This is a genomic window from Actinomycetes bacterium, from assembly GCA_024222295.1.
In the GTDB taxonomy this organism is placed as follows: domain Bacteria; phylum Actinomycetota; class Acidimicrobiia; order Acidimicrobiales; family Microtrichaceae; genus JAAEPF01.
In genome coordinates this window covers 193,176-216,917 of sequence record JAAEPF010000017.1, presented here as the reverse complement: position 1 = coordinate 216,917, position 23,742 = coordinate 193,176, and the positions used below count along the sequence as shown (strand labels likewise).

The 23,742-nt window shown below is 64.8% G+C and carries 18 protein-coding genes and 2 pseudogenes; 10 read left to right on the top strand and 10 right to left on the bottom strand.

The window, feature by feature from the left end; all coding sequences use genetic code 11:
• Positions 1-17: 17 nt before the first annotated feature.
• Entirely contained in the window at positions 18-488 is a 471-nt protein-coding gene (locus tag GY812_03750) for a hypothetical protein (GenBank protein MCP4434598.1), read from the top strand.
• A gap of 202 nt (positions 489-690) precedes the next feature.
• Positions 691-2,130 (top strand): DUF4389 domain-containing protein, encoded by a 1,440-nt coding sequence (locus GY812_03745; protein MCP4434597.1) that lies wholly within the window; start codon positions 691-693, stop codon positions 2,128-2,130.
• A 54-nt stretch (positions 2,131-2,184) separates the two neighbouring features.
• On the opposite strand, the gene GY812_03740 is transcribed toward GY812_03745, so the two are convergent.
• From GY812_03740 to GY812_03725, 4 genes are all read right to left on the bottom strand, one after another.
• Positions 2,185-3,507 (bottom strand): APC family permease, encoded by a 1,323-nt coding sequence (locus tag GY812_03740; GenBank protein ID MCP4434596.1) that lies wholly within the window; start codon positions 3,505-3,507, stop codon positions 2,185-2,187.
• Positions 3,508-3,615: 108 nt separating this feature from the next.
• Entirely contained in the window at positions 3,616-4,824 is a 1,209-nt protein-coding gene (locus tag GY812_03735; GenBank protein MCP4434595.1) for an acyl-CoA dehydrogenase, read from the bottom strand.
• Between the two features lie 27 nt (positions 4,825-4,851).
• Positions 4,852-6,282 (bottom strand): NAD(P)/FAD-dependent oxidoreductase, encoded by a 1,431-nt coding sequence (locus GY812_03730; protein ID MCP4434594.1) that lies wholly within the window; start codon positions 6,280-6,282, stop codon positions 4,852-4,854.
• A complete protein-coding gene (locus GY812_03725) occupies positions 6,279-7,970 on the bottom strand; it encodes a DUF3556 domain-containing protein (GenBank protein MCP4434593.1) in 1,692 nt (563 codons plus the stop codon). The genes GY812_03730 and GY812_03725 overlap by 4 nt, the downstream gene beginning before the upstream one ends.
• A 503-nt stretch (positions 7,971-8,473) precedes the next feature.
• Between GY812_03725 and GY812_03720 the strand changes: the two genes are divergently transcribed.
• Together GY812_03720 and GY812_03715 are read left to right on the top strand one after the other, a co-directional pair.
• A complete protein-coding gene (locus GY812_03720; protein MCP4434592.1) occupies positions 8,474-9,529 on the top strand; it encodes a hypothetical protein in 1,056 nt (351 codons plus the stop codon).
• A gap of 419 nt (positions 9,530-9,948) precedes the next feature.
• On the top strand, positions 9,949-10,347 hold the full coding sequence (locus tag GY812_03715; protein MCP4434591.1) for a hypothetical protein: 399 nt from the start codon (positions 9,949-9,951) through the stop codon (positions 10,345-10,347).
• Between the two features lie 192 nt (positions 10,348-10,539).
• Here GY812_03715 and GY812_03710 read toward each other — a convergent pair.
• Positions 10,540-10,644, bottom strand: a pseudogene (locus GY812_03710) (RND transporter).
• A gap of 76 nt (positions 10,645-10,720) precedes the next feature.
• Here GY812_03710 and GY812_03705 point away from each other — a divergent pair.
• The 4 genes from GY812_03705 to GY812_03690 all read left to right on the top strand — a co-directional run bounded on the left by GY812_03705 (position 10,721) and on the right by GY812_03690 (position 13,709).
• A complete protein-coding gene (locus GY812_03705; GenBank protein MCP4434590.1) occupies positions 10,721-10,969 on the top strand; it encodes a hypothetical protein in 249 nt (82 codons plus the stop codon).
• A 74-nt stretch (positions 10,970-11,043) separates the two neighbouring features.
• Positions 11,044-11,862, top strand: coding sequence for a signal peptidase I (locus GY812_03700; GenBank protein ID MCP4434589.1), 819 nt, complete (start codon positions 11,044-11,046; stop codon positions 11,860-11,862).
• 37 nt (positions 11,863-11,899) lie between these two features.
• Positions 11,900-12,250: a hypothetical protein gene (locus tag GY812_03695; protein MCP4434588.1), complete on the top strand. Its 351-nt coding sequence runs from the start codon at positions 11,900-11,902 to the stop codon at positions 12,248-12,250.
• A gap of 127 nt (positions 12,251-12,377) precedes the next feature.
• On the top strand, positions 12,378-13,709 hold the full coding sequence (locus tag GY812_03690) for a hypothetical protein (protein MCP4434587.1): 1,332 nt from the start codon (positions 12,378-12,380) through the stop codon (positions 13,707-13,709).
• Positions 13,710-13,852: 143 nt separating this feature from the next.
• On the opposite strand, the gene GY812_03685 is transcribed toward GY812_03690, so the two are convergent.
• Positions 13,853-14,323, bottom strand: a complete 471-nt coding sequence (locus GY812_03685) for a hypothetical protein (GenBank protein ID MCP4434586.1) — start codon at positions 14,321-14,323, stop codon at positions 13,853-13,855.
• 368 nt (positions 14,324-14,691) lie between these two features.
• A pseudogene (locus GY812_03680) lies at positions 14,692-14,772 on the bottom strand (collagen-like protein).
• 193 nt (positions 14,773-14,965) lie between these two features.
• Between GY812_03680 and GY812_03675 the strand changes: the two are divergent.
• The gene (locus tag GY812_03675) at positions 14,966-16,756 is read left to right on the top strand and encodes a hypothetical protein (GenBank protein ID MCP4434585.1); all 1,791 of its coding nucleotides are present in this window, start codon (positions 14,966-14,968) and stop codon (positions 16,754-16,756) included.
• 555 nt (positions 16,757-17,311) lie between these two features.
• Here the strand turns inward: GY812_03675 and GY812_03670 are convergent.
• From GY812_03670 to GY812_03660, 3 genes are all read right to left on the bottom strand, one after another.
• A complete protein-coding gene (locus GY812_03670; protein MCP4434584.1) occupies positions 17,312-18,559 on the bottom strand; it encodes a DUF1211 domain-containing protein in 1,248 nt (415 codons plus the stop codon).
• A 180-nt stretch (positions 18,560-18,739) separates the two neighbouring features.
• Positions 18,740-20,227 (bottom strand): CoA-acylating methylmalonate-semialdehyde dehydrogenase, encoded by a 1,488-nt coding sequence (locus GY812_03665; GenBank protein ID MCP4434583.1) that lies wholly within the window; start codon positions 20,225-20,227, stop codon positions 18,740-18,742.
• A gap of 182 nt (positions 20,228-20,409) precedes the next feature.
• Positions 20,410-21,543 (bottom strand): beta-lactamase family protein, encoded by a 1,134-nt coding sequence (locus GY812_03660; protein MCP4434582.1) that lies wholly within the window; start codon positions 21,541-21,543, stop codon positions 20,410-20,412.
• 453 nt (positions 21,544-21,996) lie between these two features.
• On the opposite strand from GY812_03660, the gene GY812_03655 reads away from it, so the two are divergent.
• Entirely contained in the window at positions 21,997-23,646 is a 1,650-nt protein-coding gene (locus GY812_03655) for an MFS transporter (protein ID MCP4434581.1), read from the top strand.
• The last annotated feature ends 96 nt before the right edge of the window (positions 23,647-23,742 follow it).

Here is a 23,742-nt window from a genome sequence, read left to right as displayed (position 1 = left end):
TCGGGTACCGTCGCCGGATGGAGCCGGACCTGTTTGCCCTGGTAGCCGAGGTCGCTCGGTCGCTGTGCGACGACGGACTCGGCACCATCCACTCCCGCTCGCACAAGTACGGCACCAAGGTCTGGTTCGACGCCGACAAGCCGCCGCCGCCGCACTTCGAGGCCCAGGTCATGGGACGACGCGACATCGATGGCCAGAAGGGCATCGCCATCGAGATCGGGTGGCATGGAGAGGCACGCAAGGAACAGGACAACGAGTTGCTGCTCCAAGCCCTGATGGAGAGGGAACCGCGGTGGCGCAAGCCCCTCGGCGACGAGGCCGAAGCGGGTGAGTTCTTCAACTCGACCAAGTGGCGACGAATCAGCGAGGCCTGGCTCGATCCAGACCTGAGCGAGGAAGGCGTGGACCTGGAGATCGGCTCACGGCTGGCGGACTACATCAATGCACTGCAGCCGATGCTGAGCGACCTGGCGGACCAGCAACCCTGACGGGCGCACCGAGCCGATCACGGCGCCAATGATGCCGGCCAGGTCGAATGTCTCGTTGTCGCCGATGCCCAGTGCCTTCGTGAAGAAGAACCAACCGACGATGGCACCGCGGAGACCCAACAGCAGGGGCCGCAGGGGCAATCCTTGTGTCGCCAATCAGGCCTTGGGAGACTGCATCAAAGCAGCGACCCCGGGAGCATCCATGGCCAGCGACGAGCAGTCCCGTGTCCAACCACCGAGCTCCCAGGGGCAGCCGCTCCCGGATCAAGGGCACAAGAGGTCGGTACCGGTCGGATGGATAATCCTGGTGGTTGCCGGCGCGATCGTCTCGCTGTTCTCCTTCGCACCACTGGCGGGGGGTGCGTTCCTCCTGTGGGCCGACTCCACCCAGAAGGATGCCGATGGCTTCTTCGTAACCCCCGCGGAACGGATCGAGACGACCTCCTATGCCGTTACGTCCGACGAGCTGGACTTCGGAGCTGACCCGACGGCGGACCAGACCGCGTTCGAGCTGGGCGATGTGGTGACCGTGCGCATGGACGCCGAGAGCACCACCGAGTCGGCGATCTTCGTCGGCATCGGACCCCGTCGCGAGGTGGACGAGTACCTCGGTGATGTCTCCCGGGCGATCATCACGGACATGAGCGTCGACCCGTTCTCGGTCGACTACGACTACGAGGGGGCCGGCGCTCCTTCGGGGCCGCCGGGTGATGAGGACTTCTGGGTGGCCGCCGCCGAGGGCAACGGCGAACAGAGCCTCGAGTGGGAGCCGAGCAGCGGCAAGTGGTCGGTGGTGGTGATGAACGCGGACGGCGCCGAGGGCGTGAGCGCGGACGTCGCGGTCGGGGCCAAGTCTCCCTGGGTCTTCACCGGTGGCCTCATCGCGACGATCCTCGGCGGTATCGGGGTGCTGATCGGCGCCGTGCTGCTTGTGGTGGGGGTCATCGGACTCGCCACCCGCTCGCAGATCGAACTGGGCGGCCGGCCACACACGGGTCCGATCGTCTCATTGGAGGCCAGCCTCGACGAACCTGTCAGCCGCTGGCTGTGGCTGGTCAAGTGGCTGCTGCTCATCCCGCACTTCATCGTGTTGTTCGTCCTCTGGATCGCCTTCGCCGTGGTCACCTTCATCGCCTTCTGGGCCATCCTGTTCACCGCCAGGTACCCGCGGTCGCTGTTCGACTTCAACCTCGGCGTTCTGCGTTGGACCTGGCGGGTGGTCTACTACGGCTACGGCGCTCTTGGTACCGACAAGTACCCACCGTTCACCCTGGGGCCCGATCCGGACTACCCCGCCACGTATTCCGTTGAGTACCCCGAACGGCTCAGCCGTGGGCTGGTCCTCGTCAAGTGGTGGCTGCTGGCCATCCCCCACTACATCGTGTTGGGGGTGTTCACAGGGACCACGATCGCGACCGCGACCGGGGAGGTCTCCATCCCGGGACTGCTGTCGATCCTGGTGTTCTTCGTGGCAGTCGTGCTGCTGTTCGTGGGCCGCTACCCACGGGGGATGTACGGCCTGGTGATGGGAATCAACCGCTGGATCTACAGGGTGATCCCATATGTGGCCCTCATGCGCGACGAGTACCCGCCCTTCCGGCTCGACCAGGGCGAGCAGGAACCGACCGAAGCGCGCGACTGATTGGCAGGACCCGCCCCGGACGACCCGACTGGGTGGTTCGCCGTCGAGTGTGACCTAGCCGATCCGTCGACGGGTGATCAGATAGAGCAGCAGCGCCAGGCCCAGCAGCGAGGCCAGCCGCAACAGAAGGCCGAGCCCTCCGACCACGAGTGAGTTCACGAGCAGCGCGGAGCTACCGAGGGCACCGAGCACCGCGGCGGTGCTCGGAGTCCTGAACGGCGCCTCGGTCTCCTGTGCCTCCGTAGTTCTGCGACGAAGGACCAGCACCGTGACGTTCACGGTCGCGAACACCGCCAGCAACAGGGCAACGGTCGTGTCGGCCAACTCACGCACTCCCCCCGTGGCCACCAGAACTGCGACCACCGCGCTGACAGCCACGATCGCCACGGTGGGAGTCTGTCGCCGTCCGATCCGGGCCAGCGCTGCCGGCGCGGCACCCTGCTCGGCCAAGCCGTAGACCTGGCGCGAGGCAGTCGTGAGCGCCAGCAGCGCGGTGTTGGCCACGGCGGTGGTGGCGATCAACGCGAACACCTCCGCGCTGATGGGCACGGGTCCGGTCTCGATCGCAGCCAGCAGGGGCGTCTCGGATCGGCCAAGCTCGGCAGGCTCGACGATCGATCCCGCCGAGAGAGTCACCGCCAGGTACAGAATCCCGACCACGGCCAGTCCCGCGAACAGGGCGATGGGAAACGAGCGTCGGGGCTTCTTGACTTCCTCGGCGAGGTGGACAGCGTCCTCGAATCCCAGGTAGGCGAAGAAGGCGAGCGCAGTGACCCCGAGGAAGGCGAAGACGCCAGACTCGGACCCGCCTCCTTCGAGCAGACGCGAAGGCTCTGATGTGCCGTCGACCAAGCCACCGATGCCGGCCGCTATGACCACCAGCAGTCCGCCAACCTCGACCGCTGTCATCACGACGTTGGCCCGCGACGACTCGGCTATTCCCACCCACACCACGAGCGAGAGGAGCACAACCGTGGCAAGCGCAACCGGGACGGTCGGCAGGTCACCGAACGCGACCAGGTACTGGCCACCCACTGCTCGGGACACGGCCGCAGCGGTCGTCATGGCAGAAGCGGCCACGACGAATCCGACCACAAAGGTGAACGCCGGTCGGTTGAACGCAACCTCCACGTAGCGTGAGGTTCCCGCAGCGTGTGGGTGCGCCGTCACGAGCTCGACGTAGGACGAGGCAGTGAGCCCGGCTAGAGCGAACGCCATCAGAAAGGGCACCCAGAGAAGCCCGCCAACCTCAGCAGCGACCTCTCCGACCAGTACGTATATCCCGGCACCGAGGATGTCGCCCACCACCAGGACCGTCAGTACGCCGGGTCCCAGCGCCCGCCGCAAGCCCCGAGAAGCGGTCGGCTCCTTCCCCATGCAATCGTCGAGCGTAGCGCCCTCGGCCGGAACCGCTGGGTGAGGGCGCTGCGACCGCCAGGGATGCCGAACCACCTGAGGCGTCGCCGCTCGTGCGGCGCCGTCCCCCTAGCGGTACTTGCCGACCTCCAGCCTGGCGACCATCGCTCGATGGACCTCGTCGGGACCATCCGCCAGTCGCAATGCCCGGGCCATGCCCATCAGGTAGCTGAGCTCGGGGTCGGCGACTCCCTCGCCCCCGTGTATCTGGATGGTGGCGTCGACCACCTGCTGCAGGACGTTGGGAGCGACTACCTTGATGGCCGAGATGGACACCAGTGCGCCGAGCACTCCGGAGGTGTCCAGCTCCCAGGCGGCCCGCAGCGTGAGCAGCCTTGCCTGGTCGATCGCCATTCGACTGTCGGCGATGATGTCGCGGTTGGCTCCCAGGTTGACCAGCGGCTTGCCGAACGCGACCCGATCCATCGCGCGTTCGCAGAGGCGTTCGAGTGACCGCTCCGCGGCGCCGATGATCCGCATGCAGTGATGGATCCGACCCGGACCCAGACGGCCCTGCGCTATCTCGAAGCCCCGGCCGGGCCCGGCGATGATGCTCTCGATCGGCAGACGCACGTTCTCGAACAGGATCTCGGCATGGCCGTGGGGCTCACCGAGGTGCCCGAACACCGGGATCATCCGCAGGATCTTCACCCCCGGACTGTCGATGGGGACGACCACCATCGAGTGGCGCTGGTGTCGATCGGCATCGGGATCGGTCACACCCATGAAGATCAGGAAGCGGCACCGTGGATCGCCGGCACCACTCGTCCACCACTTCTGCCCGTTGAGTACGACCTCGTCGCCGTCCAATTCGGCCGTCGCCTTCATGTTGGTGGCGTCGCTGGACGCAACTGCGGGCTCTGTCATGGAGAATCCCGAACGGATCTCGCCCGCGAGGAGGGGTAGTAGACACTGCTCCTTGTGGAGATCGGAGCCGTAGCGGGCGAGCACCTCGGCGTTGCCCGTGTCGGGTGCTGCGCAATTGAAGACCTCCGGAGCGAGGAAGCTGCGCCCCATCAGTTCGGCCACTGGCGCGTAGTCGCGGTTGTCGAGCCCGGCGCCGTGTTCCTCATCGGGTAGGAACAGATTCCAGAGCCCCAGATCCCGGGCCTCCGCCTTCAACTCCTCGACGATCGGGGGGATCCGCCATCGAGTCCAGTCGTCGGTGTGCACCAACTGCTCCTGGTACGTCTGCTCATTGGGCAGAACCCGCCGTTGGATGAAGGCTCCGACCTGCTCCATCACGATCTGCGCCCGTTCGGAGTGTTCGAAATCCATGCGAGCACCCTATTGGCCGCCCGGGTATCAGTCGTTCGCTTCCAGCCAGGCCGCCGCCCGCCTTGCCGATTGGTGCCCGCACATGCCGTGCACACCGGCGCCCGGCGGCGTGGAGGCCGAACAGAGGTAGACCCCCGGCAGACCCGTGGCGTACGGATCGAGCGACAGCCGAGGCCGACCGAGCAACTGCATGGGGTTGTTGGCGCCACCTGCGATGTCGCCAGCGACGTTGTTGGCGTTGGCCGTCGCAAGTCCGCCCGGGTCCATGGTGCACGACGCCACGATGCGGTCACGCAGCCCCGGGGCGAACCGCTCGATCTGATCGATCACGATCGCCTCCACGTCTCCCCTCCAACCGGCAGGAACATGCGCGTACGCGTAGATCGGATCCACATCGCCCACCGACCTCGAGGGGTCAGCCAGATACTGCTGGGCAACCAGAACGAAAGGACGGGCCGGCATCCTCCCCGCTGCCACCTCACGCTCGGCGTGGGCGATCTCCTCGAAGGAGCCACCGACGTGGGCGAAACCGGCCCGGGTCACTTCCTCGGCCGCCCAGGGCACCCCTCCGCGAACCGCCAGGTCGACCTTGTATGCCGCAGGGCCGTGCCGGAACCTGCGATATGCGCGGTTGGTGCGGCGAGGGAGCTCCCCGCCGAACATCTCCGCAGCAGCGCCCGGGGCCGTGTCCAGCATCACGACCCGACTGGCCGGCAGATCGGCGCGCGAGCGGACCGAATGCCCGGTCACCACCGTGCCGCCCAGTGACTCCAGCAGTGAGACGAGCGCGTTGCTGATCGCCACCGAGCCACCTATCGCCACGGGCCATCCGTGGACATGACATGCCGCAGTCAGCATTACCCCGACCGACGAGGTCATGGGCCGGGACAGCGGTTGGAACACATGCGCCGCCGATCCGGCCCACAGTGCTCGTGCACCGGGGGTGGTGAATGCCCCGGCCAGCACTGCGGCCGGCAGTGCGGCACGGGCACCGAAGCGTGCCATCAACAGCGGATGGTCGGGCCATCGCAGGACCGGGCCGAGCACATCGCCGGCAAGCTCATCGAAGCCCGGCAGCAGCGGTCCGAACACCTGGCGCCATCGAGGGCCATCCGCGCCCAGGCCCCGACATGTCTCGTCGAGATCCCGCACCATCACCGCCGCGGTGCCGTCGTGCATCGGGTGTGCCAGATCGATCTCGGGGTATGCCCACCGAAGGCCATGTTCGGCCAGGGGCAGGGATCCGAAGAAGGGTGACGCGGCTCCGAACGGATGGGTCGCCGAGTACAGGTCGTGGACGAGGCCGGGCACCGTGAGCTCACCGCTGCGGGCACTGCCGCCCGGGGTCTCCGAGGCCTCGAGCACCGTCACCGAGTGACCGCGGGCGGCCAGCGTGATCGCAGCCGCGAGGCCGTTGGGACCCGAGCCGACAACAACGGCGTCAAGCTGTTCGGTCACGACTGATCGGCACCGCTGGTCACGTGGATGGGCACGTTGTTGTCGGTCGGCTGGCAGTCGACGAGGTCATCGACCTTGACGTAGCCGCGTTCGAACTCGCCGGTGGCGGCATCCACGAGTCGGTACTGCTGGGTGCGGTCATGGAAGGGCTGCGATTCCATCAAGACGATCCGTACGTCACCGGGCTCGAAGTTGCATCGTCGCTGGAGCGCCCCGATCAGCTGTTCGTCGTGGAGGTGGCCATCGCCGAAGTTCCAGCCGAGGGCCGTGCCCGCCACCAGCTCGCCATCGAGCACCAGATAGTCCTCGTCATCGCCCTCGCACGCCCTTGGCACAAGGGTCCACAGGGCCCTGCCGTGCGTGTAGAAGCCGCGGAATGCGTAACCCATGAACAGTGGGATCGACGCCTCCTGCTCGCTGCCGTACACCTGCTCGAGTTGCTGGTGCGGCATCAGCGACGCCTTGACGACGTTCTCGTCGAAGCGATCGATGGCATCACCCTTGAAGCACCAGAAGGTGGTGGCCCAGTTGCCTGCGTAGTAGCGCATCGACGGCAGGAAGGAGACCTTGTCGGGCACGAAGTTGCCGTAGATCACGAAGAACAGGATCACGGCCATCATCGACGCGATCAGCCACGGGTTGGAAACGGCCGCCAGATCGATTCCGGGGTGGGCGAGGAAGAGTGTGAAGACGCCCCAGATCATGAACACGTTCCACTCCAGTGGCACACCCATCGGGAAGCTGGAGATGATGCTGAGGTGGAACAGGATCATCACGACCGCGGCGGTCGTGGTGATCCAGCCGCCGTTGCTGAACAGCAGAACTGCTGGGGCGACGAACTCCACGACAGTGCCGCCGTGTGCCAGACCCGACGCCAACCTGGATGGCCGCAGATCGTCGGGGAAGTCCTTGTGGAGCTTCTTCTTCATGCCGCCGAAGCGCCAGAACGGGCTGTTGCTCATCATGCCGGAGACGACGAACGGGAAATGGCTGTTGCACTTCGACAGAGCCGCTCCCCACCAGATGGCCACCATCACCAGCTTCGCAGCGAACACCTGGTCGCTCACAGCGAAGAGGTACGTGAGCGCCAACGGCCCGTACACCTCGGCGCGAGCAGCGAGGAAGATCACCTGGTCACGTAGTCCAATGAGGACCAGGAACCCGAGCACCACCGCTACCTGCGATTGCGGGAGGGCACCCCACATCGCCACGAACAGAGAAACGACGAACCCGGCGTAGAGCACCACGTCCATGACGGTCCGGGAATCGCCACCGGTGAGCGGAACACGGCCCCTGAACGGCGGGAGCCGGATCGTGCCGGGCCGCAACCAGTAGAGGAACGACCCCATGGGTGGAATGAACCGCAGGTTGAGCGGACCGAACCCGCAGCCGAGACCCAGCACCTCGAACAGCATCGTCCACAGCACGAACTTGTAGAACGCCGCCGGGTTGGCCCACCAGCCGGCGGGGTCGAAGATCCCGTCGATGCCCGGAGTCGACAGCACCATCAGCCAGCCGATCAGGACGTAGAACGCGATCTTCACGAAGTAGAAGAGCACGATGACGTCGGGTGAGCCGAAGCCGTGCTCGGCGAAGTGCCGGGCCATCGGCTTCATCCGCTCCTGGCGGCTCTCGTGATCCCAGGTGTCGTGGTCCACGACCGGCAGGTTCGGCTGGATGAATCCCATCGCTACTCGCTCCGTTGATGCGGTGTGCTTGTCCGGCCTGCGCGCGACCCATGAACATGGCGACGCTGCGCTCGGCGGCTCGCTCCCGATTCTTACTTGCCAGGACGCCTTGGTCCTCACCGAAGCGGCCCCACACGACCTCGCCGACCCTCGCCCGGCACGATTGGGCGCCCAACAGACAAAATGTCGAGCTTCCGGGCCCCGCTCCTTCTGGGATGATGTCGGTCATGACAACCCTGGACTCCGCTGGACCCATCGCCGGCTACTTCGACTGCCCATGGCCTGCGGAGTGCGGAGGTCCTCGCCGCCAGAAGGTGTCGTCGTCGCCGGGCTTGGCCCTCGGACCGCAAGAGCGACTCGGGTCCGTAATCCGATCCACCGGCGGGTGGGCTGTGATGCTTGTTCGTCGTGGTCCGGGCGAGCTCTTCCTGCTCTGCGGGGCATCTCTGGCCGAGGGAGAACTCCCGCCGGTTCACCGACCAAGTGGACCAAGTTCAGGATGGGTGGAGCAGGTTGATCCCAAGACGCTCCAGACCTTGCGGCGCTCGGATGAACTACCCAGTGGCGGATGGCTCTGGTGCGGTGCGCTGGCTGCACACGAGAACGGCGACCTCTACGCGGTCAACGGTCGGAACGTGTTCCGCCTCGACCCACATTGCAGGCTGCGTGCACAGCGAGAATTGCCCGCTGATGCTCCTCACAACGGGTTGGTGATCCTCTCTGACGGCAACCTGGCGGTGCGCAACCTCGGCTTCCGAAGGGGCGACAGGGCACAGTTCGTGCTTCTGGACCCCAACCTCGAGCCCATTGGTGAGCCGCTCGATCTTCCGCAACGGTGCATGGGCCGCATCTCCAGCGACCGTTCGACCTCGGGGGAGTTCCTCTACTCGACAAACCCCGACCATGTGTTCCGAATCAGCTACTCAGCCGGCGCACTGGAACTCGACACGAGCTGGCATCGCAGCTACGCGGTCGAGGGCGGCGGCCAGTCCGACGCGTGGGACACCTCGATCGCCGACGACAGCGTCTGGCTGATGGACATGGGGCGACCGCCCAACTGGATGCGACCCGGCAGTGCCCCACAGCGTGCGTTTCGATTCGGCTTGGAGCCGCCCGCGGCGATGGACATCGTGGAGGACCTCGACGCACCGTTCGCCTGGAATCCGGGCCCTCCTCTGTACGACCCGATCCGGAAGATCCTCGTGCACTACGACTCCCTCAATGGCGGGGTGTCGGCGCATCGGTTCGAACCGGGTGTCGATCCACAACGGTTGTGGCGCCAGGACTACCGGAACTACATGCAGATGATGGTGTACGCCGACACCGGCGAACTCGTTCTGGAGGACGCAACCTGGCCGACGCGGTTCGGTGGCGACGAGGACCGGTCCGAAGCCGTGCTCGTCTCGATAGAAACCGGGGAGGAGCTCGGGCGTGCGAAGACCGGAGCGCCTTCGCTGGGCATGTTCCCGACCCCGGGGTTTGATCGGGACTTCTACGTGGCGTCCATCCCCGGAGAGATCACTCGGGTCTTTGTGCAGGACGCAGGCTCCGCCGCATGACGGCCGCGGTACTCCCGGTCGTCTTCGGTCCACGACGGATGTCGAGCTTGTTCATCCACGCCCTCGCCACCTGAGGGCGATCGCCTTCGCCTCATGTTCGCGGGATTGACCGCTGCCAGGACGCGGCCTGGCTCACACATCCCATCGGGGCACAATAAGGCTGTGACAGCCGGCCATCATTTGCCGTTGGGTATTTACCCTATACCCGCATGATCCAATGACCTATTGATGTGGACTATGCGCCCATCGAAACTAGTGCGCCGAGCCAGATTGAGAAGCGCGGCATTCTAGGTCGCTCGGATCACTCTGTGGCTCTTGACTACAAGTTGATGGATCCTTGATATTGCGACTCTACGTTGCCGCTGGCCGTGCAGAATGCTCGGCTCGCTCGACTTGGGCGATCCATACTTGGAGGAAATATGAAGAAGGCAATCATTGCGGTGGTGGCCGGTCTGGCCGTCTCTGCTGGAGTCATGGCATCGGCTGCAACACTGGGGGGAGTCACACCACAATCGCTGGGGGCATCCGAAGCCGTCGTGGCGAGTTGCGACTCAGACGGAGTCGACGTCGACTATGCGACGTCCTGGAACTCGGCATCCAACAACTACCAGCTGGACAAAGTCGTGATCAGTGGCACTGACGCAGCTTGCGACGGTCTGGACATTGATGTTGCTGTCTCCAACTCCACCGGAAGCATCAAGGGCGAGACTACGGGCACAGTGGCTGCCAACCCGGGTGCTACCACTCTCACCTTTGGAAGCGGCCAGGTCATGGACTCTGAAGACGTCGACCGCGTTTCCATTCAGATCAACGGCTGATCAATAGATTCAGGCCGTGTCTATTGCACACACGCCTAGAGCAAGGGCAACCACCGCTTTCACGGTGGTTGCCCTTGTGGCGTGTCTGCTCAGCGCTGTCGCGGCAAATGGGAGGGCTGCCCCACTAGCCATATCTCCAACGGGGCCGGCCACACTAATCAAATATGTTGGAGACACGACAACAACAACCACCAGTACGACCTCAACAACGACCAGCACCACAACAACCACCACGACCACAACAACCACCACGACCACAACAACCACCACAACCACCACAACCGTCGTCGCAAGCACCTTCGGTGGTGAATTCACTGACTACTTCAGCGAGAAGAAGGGCCGAAGGAACTGGCGAGCAACAGTCACGCTCACCATGGTCGACAATCTCGGCGCTGCTGTCCCCAACGCTGCAGTTGATGTCCTGATATCGCCCGAGGGGAAGTCGACCGTTCAGGTCAGCGGTACCACCGACAGCAACGGAGAGGTGACCTTCGTCTCGAACAAGTACAGGCGCAGCGGCAACAACAAGGTCAATTGGATCGACTTCGAGCTAACCAATGCCAGCGTGTCGAACCTGAGCTGGGATCTGCTACAGCCGACTCAGAGGGTAGACGTGCCATGAGCGGTGATAACTCGACCACTGGGCAACTCAATTCGAGCTTGCCGGTACGGAAACGACGGCTGGCCAGGCGCCGAGTGACCGCATTGGTCCTCATGGTCACGGCGGTCAGCGTCGGGCTCGTTCTGATGTACGCAGGAGGGCTTCCGCTGAGCCCCCAGCTGACCATCGTCTCCGGAGAGAGCATGGAACCAACCATGCACACGGGAGACCTCCTGCTCACCAGGTCAAGCGACAACTACTCCGTCGGGGAACAGGTCGTCTACCGGGTTCCCAAGGGTCAACCGGGAGAAGGCAGCTCGGTCGTTCACCGAGTTGTCGGCAACGATGAGAACGGCTACTTGATGCAGGGCGACAACAACTCGTTCCGTGACCCCTGGAGACCTTCGGACCAGGACATCGTGGGAACTCGGGTTCTGCTTGTTCCCAAGCTTGGCTGGGTCTTGGCATACCTGGCCCAACCGGTCGTCGTCGCTGCCCTCATGGGCGGCCTCCTCACAGGAACAATGACGTTCTCCTCCCTGTCGAGCAGGGAGGAGAACGACGAGGGTTCATCAGAGCCCGATGGCGACCAGGCCGACCGACAGGTAATCGACCTGCGAGCAACCCAGCACCACGATGAGCAGACCGCGACAGCTCGGGACGACCGCGACGTTGCCCAGCCCGACCCGGTGATCGACCTGCGAGCAACCCAGCACCACGATGAACAGACCGCGACGGCTCGGGACGACCGCGACGCTGCCCAACCCGACCCGGTGATCGACCTGACGTCTGGGTCCACCGCCAAGGAACCCGTTGCGCCTGACGCGGCCGAGTCGGCCGAGCCGGATCGTCGGGGCCCCGGCGGCGCGCAGTCCCACCAGCCAGAAGACACCCCTGACCAAGGTGGTGCCTAGGTTGAGTGATCTGCTCCGAGGTTCCAGAGGTGTGGTCGTGGCCATCCTCCTCGCGTGCCTTCTCCTGCTCCATGTCCGAAGCGGGCAAGCTGCACCAACCCCGGGCAACCAGGGGGATCTGGCTGCGGGCGCTACCGAGCTTTCCCCCTGCGACGATGACGTGGACGTCGACTACGAGGTCTTCTGGTTCTGGATATACGGCGTGGAGGTGTCCGATATTGCCGGCTCGTGTGTCGGATACAACATCGAGGTCACGCTCTCCGGCTCGGACGGATCGAGCGTGGGCACGGCTGGCACCCAGATCAGCGGTGATTCGGCCAATCTGAGTACCAACTCCTGGTATCTGGAGAGCTCCCTGGCCAAGACAGTCATCCTCATCACGCCGTGACAGCCCAATCTGAGTACCAACTCCTGGTATCTGGAGAGCTCCCTGGCCAAGACAGTCATCCTCATCACGCCGTGACAGCAGGGCACACCGACATGAAAGCTCCTGGAGCCACCGAGGACACCGAATCGTGAGCACGGAATCAGAGACCGACCGGGATGCTCAGGACACCGGACACCGAAGCAGCGGCCGCCAGCTGGCGCGCTGGGTGGTCGGCCTCCTCGCAGTCGTGGGCGCAATATCGCTCGTGGCTCTGCTCGTGGGCGGCGTGGAACTCTGGTCGAGGCTGCGCGACGGTGCCGACGGCCGCGGCGAGAACACCGATTACGGAACGTTCTACGCAACGGTCGAGGACCCTCCTGCGGAGATGGGCACCATCGTGCGCAGCGAGCCCCTCGGATACGCGGTGCCCGGCGGCGAGGGCCACCGAATCGTCTACACCAGCGAGGACTCCGCCGGCGATCCGATTGCGGTGTCCGGCATGATCTTCGTGCCCGACAGCGTGGCGCCGCCGGCAGGCCGCAATGTCGTTGCATATGCGCATGGGACCGCCGGGATCGCCACGAAGTGCGCGCCCTCCCGGGCCGCCGAGCTGGACTCCCTCAGCTTCACCACATCCCTGCTGCCCGCACTCGAGCGGGGCTGGGTGGTGGTCGCCACGGACTACCAGGGTCTTGGCATCCCTGGACCAGCCACGTATCTGGTCGGCGACCAGGAAGCCCGTGACGTGGTGGCGTCAGTGCTCGCAGCCCGCGCCTTCGAGGGGGCCGAGGCGGGTACCGACTGGATCGTGTGGGGATCATCGCAGGGCGGCAACTCCTCGTTGTGGACTGCGCACCTCGCCGCTGAGATCGCGCCGGAACTCTCTTTGATGGGTGCCATGGCAGCCGCCCCCGCAGCCCGACTGGGGGCCGGGGTCAACGCCAACTGGGACAGTGTCGACGGTTGGGCGTTGGGTCCACCGGTGATCAAGTCGTGGAGCGAGGCATACCCGGACAGGGACTTCGAGACGGTGCTGTCGGGAACGGCCCGCCGGAGGCTCGGATTGCTGACCAGCGAGTGCACGCTGACCGATGGACTGCTCGGATTGACGGAGAACGCCCTCGGCAGCAGGTTCTTCGTTTCCAATCCCGTTGATGACCAGGACTGGGCACACGCGCTCAAGGAGCAGTCGGCGCCGCTTCCTCCACCGACGATGCCCGTGCTGGTCGTGCAGGGAACTGCGGACAAGATCATCCCGGCCGGAGCAAATGCAGGACTCGTCCAGGATTGGTGCGACTCAGGGGTCGACCTGACGACCCTGTGGCTGGGTGGCGTCTCCCACCTCGACGCGCTGGTGGCCGGCGGCCCTTTCGCCGTCGAGTGGGCTGGGGCGAGATTCACCGGAGAGCCCGCACAGAGCAACTGCGATTCAGGCGTGCCTCCGATGGTCAAGGTGCTCGAGGACCCACTCGCCGATTGAGCAGCCCACTCGGCCATGGGTGCCCGGGGCCATGTCGCCGACGCCTCCGCACCAGTTGCGCGTACGGTCAGCCTCTTCGGTGCCCGATCGGGCCTTTCTGTCCCTCTGAGCTGGTGGGTCCGTTCGGCAAGCCGAGCGGGCGGTCAGGGACCGGCGCCGGCCAGGACCAGGGCCCACAGGGACACCGGAAGACCGATGTCATAGAACAGCACGAATGTGTTGCCAAGTGCGTAATTCCTGTCGCGGACCATCTCCAGGATGTGGTTTGCAGCAGCGCCGAGGAGGAACACGGATACCACCACGGAGAGCACCAACCACGCTCCGGCGTCCTGGAAGGCAGCCACAAAACCGGCGATGCCGATCCCGTAGCTGACGAATCCGATCTCGTACTGGAACCCATTCGTGCTCCAGCCGATGTTCTGGGCAGTCGATCGGGCAAAGAAGGTGTGCATCAACCCGCTCACCATGAACTGTGTCCCCACGGGCAGTGTCATCATCCACAGCATGGCTGTAACAGCAAAGCTGTCGCCGTCGCTGCCGCCGAAGGGAACCACACCTGCAATTGCCAGCACCCACGCAACGAGCAGGACCGCCGGTAGGAATAGCACGCCCATCCATCGAGCCTAGGTCCGCGGACCTTCGTTCCTGGTGTGCCCAATGACCCATATTTTCGATTATTGACTGAACCTTGAATCGGTAGTGGCACCCTGCTGTTGGAAACCCATGCAAGCAGTACTTGCTCGGAGCACGACTCACATCGGGAGGCACCGTGACCGGATCACCCAAGACATCGAGAGCACGACTCACATCGGGAGGCACCGTGACCGGATCACCCAAGACATCGAGATCGTTGACGAGTAGATCTCTTCTGGCTCTGGCAATGGCACCGCTGATCACAGCGATATGCCTCGTCGGTTGCGACGATGACTCAGGCGGTTCCAGCACAACCTCGAGCACAGAGACTTCATTGGACGAGTCGACAACCACTGAAGTCGACGAATCCGGTGGGTCCAGCGGGTCCAGCGGGTCCAGCGGGTCCAGCGGGTCCAGCGGGTCCAGCGGTGGCTCTGACTACAAGACGACGACCACCTACGCCCCGGACTACCAGACGACCACCACCTACGCCCCGGACTACCAGACGACCACCACCTACGCCCCGGACTACCAGACGACCACCACCTATGCCCCGGACTACCAGGCAGACCAGACATATCCACCGACGACGCCGACGCCTTACTTCGAGTAGGCCCGGTGCCATGCGGGCAGCTCAAGTGCGCCCCCGGAAGCGACTGACCGCACGTCGGCCCCTTGCGCCCTTCGGGCTCCTGGCGCTGGCCGCCGCCGCCCTGTTCGCATTCGGCTGTTCCTCGGGCGACGATGCCGATGCATCAGCCACCGGCGGCGACGGAGCAGGAGACCAGTCGGGGTCGACTGACATCTCCGACTTGCTGAACGAACTGCTGGACCCATCATCCACAGGCGTTCTCGTGCGGGTCCCCGATGGCCTCGGATCCAACAAGTTCGTACCGGCGAGCTTCATGCGAAACGACGTCTATCCGCCAACCGGCATGTATCAGGGTCCCCCAACGGTCTCGGCACCGGCCGGAACCGACGGCCCCCAGTGCACCGGCACCGGCAACGAGTCGGACACCGACGGCTACGTGGACGTGACGGGGTTCGTGATCGACTGGTGCGCCTCCGACTCCCCACCCGAGGACGGCAGCGGACTCGGCGGATCGGACCCCTACGCCCTGGCCGAGGTGGGCGTGGTGGTGGGAAAGCAGTTCAGCCGGTACGACGCAGGGGTGTACTACCCGACCGATGCGAACGTCACCGACGACCGGTGCCACTGGAGCGGAGGCGACCCGTCCAACCAGGAGTGTCCGGACGAAGACGGATCGGGCGGGGCCGGCGACGAGGACGGCAAGGGATGTCACCCCAAGCAGACGGATGCTCCGGGCCCCGATGGCGTCACCCTGGTCTCGGATCCCTCCTGCCAGTGCAACGCGGACCTGTCGGGCAATGACTGGGACGACTGGATCGACCACTGGCTGGAGTACGCACAGGACAGCCCCAATCAGCAACCGGGTGGCGACAACTCCAGCTACACGTTCTTCGAAGGCAACGACGAGAGCATCCCCTACTACGAGCAAGGCGGCCAGGACGGAAAGGCGCCTGTGTTCGCTCTCGACTGGGCATCCTGCTGGGTCTCGGACGTCGATGACATGGTCGGGCTCCAGAACGCCTTCTGGACCAACCGGGCCCGGTGGTTCAACGGCCTTGTACCCCAGGCTCCTGCGGAGCTGCAGGACTTCGACGAGGTCGACGGCATGAAGTACTACTGGGGCTGGAGCGAAGTTCCGGTGCCGAACAGCTTCGACAAGAACCAGGATGACTGGGACGCCATCGTGGTCAAGTTGCCGGCCGGCACCAGTTCGATCAGCGATCTGTCCTCCGACGCCCAGGCCGACCTGGGTGCGGGCCTCGCCGAGTTCGTGCGGTCGAACGGCATCGAGATCGGGGCTCCCCGGAGCGCCTACGTGTTGCTCCTCACCGAGGAGTACAAGGGCGGCGATGACGACGCCTGGGAACGACGCTTCGCCTGCGAGGCATTCGACTTCACCGAGGCGGGCATATCCATCGAGTACCTGTCCAAGGACGACGAGTCATCCGACGGAAAGGGAGCCTGCTACCTCGATGGGCAGGTTGAGACCACCTCCTCGACCCCTGACGGCGGTGGATCCGCGAGCGGGGCGGCACCGAGCACCACTGCCGCGTCGAGCACCACTGCGGCGCCCAGCACCACCGCTGCCACACCGACCGAATCGGCTCCATGCACTGCGGAGGCAATCGACGCCGCGCTGCCCGGCGGCGACACGCTCAACAACTTCCAGTGCGACAGCGGCTACGCCGTTGCGTTCGTGACCGACGCTTCGGACCAAGACGACTACACGGCCCGACTCGAGTCGTCACGTGGCGTGTGGGTCGAGAACGACAACTGCGACGAGTTCCCCGCCAGCCTTCAGCAGGCCTGCAACACCAACTGATCCCGCCACAGTCGCACAGCGCGCAACTCCAACCACCCATCGCAGTCGTACAGCCGACGGGCTCGATATTGACCGATCCTTGAAGTTCGGTTGAGCCGGACCTGAACAACCGCTGGCAGTCTCTCGCTCAGGCATGAGTGAAGCACCGGACCGTCCTCGCTGCCGGTGAAGCGCCGGGCGAACTGGAGATATTCGTGAGCGTTGTTCGAATCCTGCTGATCGCAGTGGCGCTCTGGTTCGCCATCCCCTTCACTCTGCTGAGCGTATGGGTCACCCTGCGGATCGCCCGGTGCTTGTGTTCGAAGTCCCTGTCCTTTTTGCTCTCGCCGTTCCTTTCGCCCGAACTGCCCTTGCCCGTACCCGCCCCGACGACTCCGGAGCATCTGGCAGGGACACGACACCGGCCACCGGCGCCGAGCCAGGCAACACACGCGCATCGACGGAACCGCCGGTGCCTTGCGCGGCCGGCGTCACCATCGAGGGGTTCGACACCGCCGAGGTAGCAGCGCTGCGGCCGGCCCGAAGCGACCCTGCTGCGCTCCTTTCGACACAGCGTCAGCCCCCCCGCCTCTTCACCACGAACAGAAGCGGGAGCGGGAGCAGACCCCATGGCCCGAACCGAGTACTCAGGACACCTACCGACAGGTACAGAACCGGGTAGAGCAGGACGATCCGGTTCCAGATGGGGCGGGCAGGGTCAGCCAGGATCTCGCTGTGCCTGGAGGCGTGGAACTGGATCGCGCTGCCCAACAGACTGATGACGGCCAGTGCGGACCAGTAGAACAACGGTGCGAACCGGGTGATCGGCGGCCCCTCGGAGGGATTGGCTGCGACCATCCATTCTCCGAAGATCCCTGCTGGGAAGGCCAGGAAGACCATCGCGAGCAACCACAGCAGCGTCAGCGTGATCAGCTGCTGCGAGTAATCCTTCAGCTGCTCATAGGTGCGGTGGTTGACCAGCCACTGCCTCGACATCATCCAGAAGGTGAAGCCGAATGCCAGCACTTTGGCGACCAGCAGCCTGTCCAGCTTCAGCTCGGACACGTCGTTGACACCGTCGCTGAGGATCTCGATGAGCGGGAGGATCAACAAGGTGATCGCGATTGCCACCACGGCATCGGAGAAGCTGACGAGGCGGTCCAGGCCTCGCTCGGTATGCCTCTGCACCCTGTCCGAAGACCTGACCGCAATGATCACTATGGGGTAGAGCACCAGACCCCAGAACGCGTGGAAGCCCACCGCGGGCACCATTGCGACGAGCGCAAGGATGGCCCACAGGGCGGCGAAGACGAATGGACGGTAGCTGGGCCGGTTGGCCTCGTCGTTGGGGTCACGGAGCAGCTCAGGGTGCCGGGAGGCGTAGATCCCGATGGCTGTTCCCAGGCCTGAGACGACTGCTGTTGTCGCGAAGTAGAGAGCAGCCGCGTAGTTCTCCTCGACGAGATTCAGGTCGCTGAGGCTGATGATCCCGGCCGGGAAGGACAGGAAGATGATGCTTGCGAGCCAGAAGAAGGTGAGCGTCATCAGCCGCTCGGAGTAGCCCTTGAGTCTCTCGAACACGCCGTGATGCACACGCCAGAAGATGGTCATCACCCAGAAGGTCAGCACGAAGCCTGCGATGGAGGTGAAGGTGTCCCATGAGAGCAGCTTCTCGGGATCCCCTCCGTCGGAGTAAGCGCGGGACAACCGCGTGATGAGCGGCAGTATCAGCAACGTCGCAGCGATCGCCACTACTGCGTCGGTGAAGTTGACGAGCCGGTCGAAACCTCGCTCGGTGTGAACCCAATCCCTCTTGGATGACATGGGAACCTCTGACTGGCGGCACCTGGAACGAATCCGCCGGGCGGATCGACCCAGCTCGGCAACCCAGCAGCCTTGGACGGTTCAGACGGTAGCGGCCCTTTCCGTCATGATCCTGAGCAGGCTTGCCTCAAGGGTTCCCCTCGGACCCTGGTCCACTGGCCGGGCTCTGCGCCTACGGCTTCACTCACTGGCGGGGAATCCGAGGTCGAGGGTGCTGGTCGAGGGGTCCGGCCATCGGCTGGTCAACACCTTCGGCTTGGTGAAGAAGTGAATGCCCTCGGGTCCGTACATGGTCGTGTCGCCGAATGCGGAGTCCTTCCAGCCACCGAACGAGTGGTAGCCCACGGGAACTGGTATGGCGACATTGACACCGATCATGCCCGCATCCGCGTCGCGCTGGAAGCGGCGGGCCGCCCCGCCGTCGCGGGTGAAGATCGCTGCGCCGTTGCCCCAACGGTTGTCTGACACGAGCTCGACAGCAGCCTGGAGAGTGTCGACCCGCACCACGCTGAGCACGGGACCGAAGATCTCCTCTGTGTAGACCGGCATGTCCGCTGTGACATCGTCGATGAGCGACACACCGAGAAAGAAGCCGTCCGAGTCGAACTCGGCCTCGCGGCCATCCACAACGATGCTGGCACCGGCATTCGCGGCTGACGCCACGTATCCGGCGACCCGGTCGCGGTGTTCGGCGGTGATCAGTGGGCCCATCTCGCTGGATGGGTCGGTTCCCGCACCGATCGAGAGCTGTTGGACACGGGCCTTGATCGCATCGACGAGGTCGTCACCCACCCCTGCGACGGCAACGACGACCGACACGGCCATGCAACGCTCCCCGGCGGAGCCGTAGGCCGCTGACACGGCGGCATCCGCTGCCAGCTCGATGTCGGCGTCCGGCAATACGACCATGTGGTTCTTGGCACCACCGAGCGCCTGGACGCGTTTGCCGCGGGCGGTTCCTGACTCGTACACGTAACTTGCCACCGGTGTGGAGCCGACGAAGCTCACAGCCTTGACACGGTCGTGCTCGAGCAGGGCATCCACTGCGACCTTGTCGCCGTTCACGACATTGAGTACGCCGGGCGGGAAACCCGCTTCGTGGAACAGCTCGGCCATGAACATCGGTGCCGATGGGTCGCGTTCTGAGGGTTTGAGCACGAACGTGTTCCCACACGCAATCGCGTTGGGAAACATCCAGGAGGGCACCATTGCCGGGAAGTTGAACGGGGTGATGCCGGCGACGACTCCCAGGGGGCGCCGCACGGAGTAGACGTCCAGGCCAGTGGACGCGTTCTCGCTGTAGCTGCCCTTCAGGTGCTCGGCCAGACCGCACGCGAACTCGATGTTCTCCACCGCACGGGCCACCTCACCACCCGCATCCGATAGAACCTTGCCGTGTTCGCTCGTGATGCGGCTCGCGATCTCACCAGCATTCGCTACGACGAGGTTGCGAAACTCGAACATGAGCTTCGTTCGCGTGGCGATGCTCTCGTTGCTCCACTCATCGAAAGCGGTCTGCGCCGCTGCCACCGCGGTTCCCACATCCTCAGGATTCGCGAGGTCCACATGGCCTGACTGTTCGCCGTTGGCCGGGTTGAACACGGCACCGGAGCGTCCGGAACTACCGGCCCGGGGTTGGCCTGCGACGAGGTGCTCGATGGTGTTCACGGTGCGACTCCGGCGAGATCAGGTGAGGCGGGGCGGTTGGCCGGCTCGTGGGCGGTGGGCCACAAGCTAATGCTCAACCGTCGCACCCACCGTTGCGCACTCCTGCACACGAGGTGACACCTGAGCTGCGCCTCGTTCCAGCAGAGAGGCAATGCGCCTCGCCGCCTTGCACCGGATGGCACCTACAGGACATCAATCACGATGTTGCCGAGCCCGTCGCGCATGTCGAAGTACTCGAAGTTCGATGTCAGAGACACGGTGTATCCGCTGTCGACCATGTGGGCCACGTTGGACACGAATCCGTCGATGACACCCGTGTGGCCCCAGCCAACTCCTTCGTCTGGCACCTCGAAGCGACACAGGCCGAGGCTGTACCCGGTCCATTCCATCGATCCGCCACTTGCCCCGGAGCCCGAGTTGGCTGTCTGTGCACCCATCAACGATTCGACGGACTGTGGAGTCGGCGTGGTCAGCAGCTCCCGGTGCTCGGCGTCCAGCACATCGCCGGAGACCAGCTCGCGAACCCAGCGGGCAAGGTCTGATGGGGTGGAAACGATTGCGCCTGCCGACCACGCGACCTTCCAGTCGAAGCCATCTGTTACGGCAAGAAGGTCGAGGTCCCTCTCTGGGGGATCGCACTCGGGCTCCCCCGGCTTGCTGCAGGCCATCCGTGAACCGTCCACACTCGGCCCCCTGGGCTCACCGGTCCAGATGTATGTGTCAGTCAACCCGAGCGGCTCGATGAATTGATCGACGATCAGGTCTTCCCAGGGCTTCCCGGCTACCTGCTCAGCGATGAGACCCAACATGATGTAGTTGGTGTTGCTGTAGTTCCAACCTTCTCCGGGTTCGAAGTCCGCGCTGCTCTGCTCTGCAAACGAGATTGAGTCCTCAGGAGTGTCCTCGGGAGATCGGCCGTTCACTCCGACGAAGTTCGGAATCCCGCTGGTGTGAGCAAGCAGCATCTCGACCGTGATGTTGGATCCGTTCTCGTAGTCGATCCAGCGACTGATCGGATCATCCAGGGACAGCTTCCCTTCTTCATCCAGTTTCATGATGAGGGCGGCGGTGAAGGTCTTGGTGGCGCTTCCGATGTGGAAGCGGTCCGACACCTCCAGCGGAAGGTCGCCAGGAGGGTCGGCCGACCCGGAGGCCACCGAGACGGGACGGTCGCCCAGGTCTTCTGCCATGGCTGCTGCGGCTAGCCCGGGAACGGGGACACCCCAGGTCTCGGTGCCGGCGGCGCGCAGCTCTGCCACGACGCTGTCGAGTTCGGTCTTGACCTCAACTCTCTTGTCCCCGATATCAGGGCCCACGTCGTTGGGCTCCGCCGCCTGACGATCTGACTGCCCGGAAGAACAAGACGCCAGACAGGACCAAAGGAGCACGCTCAACAACAAGAGGATTGGTGTCTTGACGGCAGGCACGTCTCTGCGCATCCCGTGGTGACGGCGCGTTGCCCGGTGGTCGCCGCTGGCAGCGTCATCCGACCCGCTGGCCGGTGCGTTTCGTTCGACGGACCTGGGCACTTCGGTGTTTGACATGGATCTCCCTCAGCATATTCAGTACCCGTGGGGTTTTTGCCGGTGGGGACCGGACCCCATGCGAGGTCCTTGGTCTCCTGTTCGGGCATCTGCGGCCTCCATTGCCGGCAGCGGTCGACACGAACGCCCGCATGCGTCGCGTAGTCTTGCGGATTCCCGGCCGCCCATTCGTAGATCTGTGAGCTGCGGCGGGGATGATCGGCCCCAGGCAGCGAGATGAGGCCAATGCAAGACGCGGCGGTGCAGATGCACGAGGACCATCCATTGCAGGCCGCTGGCTATGTGCGCGCGACAGAAGCACCGGAGAACGGTGGGGCGTCGCCCGAGCCGCTTCCCGAGATCACCGACCGGGTACGCAAGACGGCATACGCGGGCATCTGTTTCGGCGTCATCGCGGTCTCGCTCGACCTGACCATCATCAACGTCGCCCTTCCCCAGATCCGCGCTGACCTGGGGGGTGACATCGAGACGGTCCAGTGGGTTGCAAGCCTGTACTCACTTGCGTATGCCGTGTTCCTGATCCCTGCGGGTCGGCTGGTCGACATGGTGGGCCCCCGGCGGATCATGATCACCGGCTCGTTGATCTATGCGGGTGCGTCGCTGATTGCCGGCATGGCTCCAACCGACGTGGTGCTGATCGCCGCCCGCGTGCCGCAGGGGCTGGGAGCCTCGATGGTCGCCCCGGCCTCGGCCGCGCTCATCGCGCACCTCTATGACGAGGGGCGTCGCGGGGCGGCGTTCGGGGCACTCGGCGGCCTGCTGGGTGTGTCCGCAGGTGTCGCACCGCTGATCGGCGGCATCCTGACCGATGCGGTGTCATGGAGGGCGATCTTCCTCATCAACATCCCGGCAACGATCATCTCACTGCTGTTGTTGCGGGGTGTGCCCGCATCGGTGGACGGCGAGCACGAGGGCCGGGTTGATCTGGACCTGCCGGGCACGGTGCTGCTCGGGGTCTCGGTGCTGGCCATCAACCTCGCGCTGATCGAGAGCGGCCGGGCCGGATTCTGGCCGTGGGGGGTCGCGATGCTCGCCGTGGCCGTAGTCGCGGCAGGTGTGCTGTGGCGCGCCGAGCGCGAACGGCCCGTGCCGATAGTGGACATCGGGCTACTGCGTGACCGCGTGATCGCGGGCAGCCTGGTCGCCAAGATGCTCGTGGGCTTCTCGTTCTACGGCGCGCTTCTGTACCTCACCCTCTACCTCCAGGGCACTCTCGGCCTGTCGGCGGTCCAGACGGGCGCAGTGCTGCTGCCGAGTGCCGCGGTCGGGGTGTTCCTGTCGCCGTGGATCGGCAAGCGCGTGGAGGGGCGCAGGGCGAGGCCCTTCATCATGGTCGGCCTCGCCCTCACAGCGATGGCACAGTTCCTCCTGGCGCTGCTCGATTCCGAGTCGTCGGTGTTCTGGCACCTGATGCCTGGCATGGTGACCGTAGGCATCGGCTACGCGTTCGTCTCGGTCGCCGGTCGGGTCGCCCCCACCGACCGCGTCAGGCCCGAAAAGCAGGGTCGCGTCAGCGGCCTGCTGTCGATGGGCGGCAAGCTCGCCGGCGGGCTGGGGGTGTCCTTCTCCGCTCTGGTCTTTCATGCCCTTTCGGCGGAAAACGCATCCGACGCCCTGAGCGCCGGAGGCGCCGGTGTATCGATCAGCGAGGTGGTGAGCTGTCTTGCTGTAGATGACCTCCACAAGCACATCGACGAGGTGTTCCCTGACCTGGGGCCCTCCTCGATCACGAAGCTGCTCGAGGTGATCGAGAACACCTTCCTGGCCACACTCGGGGACCTGCTCATGGTGCTCGGGCTCGTGATAGTGGTCGGCTCGATCGCCGTCTGGTGGATGCTCGGCAACGAACGGGCGGCGAGTCCCGGCGTTGACTGATCGCCCCCGGCTCCAACGAGAGGGTCGGGACTCGTGCGACGCCGGGGCGAGGAGGGCCGCAGGCTGCCAGGCCTGCCGGGTACCTTGTGCGGGCTC

Coding starts and splice junctions, on each gene's coding strand:
- GY812_03750 (MCP4434598.1), top strand. CDS start 18: ATGGAGCCGGACCTGTTTGCCCTGGTAGCCGAGGTCGCTCGGTCGCTG.
- GY812_03745 (MCP4434597.1), top strand. CDS start 691: ATGGCCAGCGACGAGCAGTCCCGTGTCCAACCACCGAGCTCCCAGGGG.
- GY812_03740 (MCP4434596.1), bottom strand. CDS start 3,507: ATGGGGAAGGAGCCGACCGCTTCTCGGGGCTTGCGGCGGGCGCTGGGA.
- GY812_03735 (MCP4434595.1), bottom strand. CDS start 4,824: ATGGATTTCGAACACTCCGAACGGGCGCAGATCGTGATGGAGCAGGTC.
- GY812_03725 (MCP4434593.1), bottom strand. CDS start 7,970: ATGGGATTCATCCAGCCGAACCTGCCGGTCGTGGACCACGACACCTGG.
- GY812_03715 (MCP4434591.1), top strand. CDS start 9,949: ATGAAGAAGGCAATCATTGCGGTGGTGGCCGGTCTGGCCGTCTCTGCT.
- GY812_03705 (MCP4434590.1), top strand. CDS start 10,721: ATGGTCGACAATCTCGGCGCTGCTGTCCCCAACGCTGCAGTTGATGTC.
- GY812_03685 (MCP4434586.1), bottom strand. CDS start 14,323: ATGGGCGTGCTATTCCTACCGGCGGTCCTGCTCGTTGCGTGGGTGCTG.
- GY812_03675 (MCP4434585.1), top strand. CDS start 14,966: ATGCGGGCAGCTCAAGTGCGCCCCCGGAAGCGACTGACCGCACGTCGG.
- GY812_03670 (MCP4434584.1), bottom strand. CDS start 18,559: ATGTCATCCAAGAGGGATTGGGTTCACACCGAGCGAGGTTTCGACCGG.
- GY812_03655 (MCP4434581.1), top strand. CDS start 21,997: ATGCAAGACGCGGCGGTGCAGATGCACGAGGACCATCCATTGCAGGCC.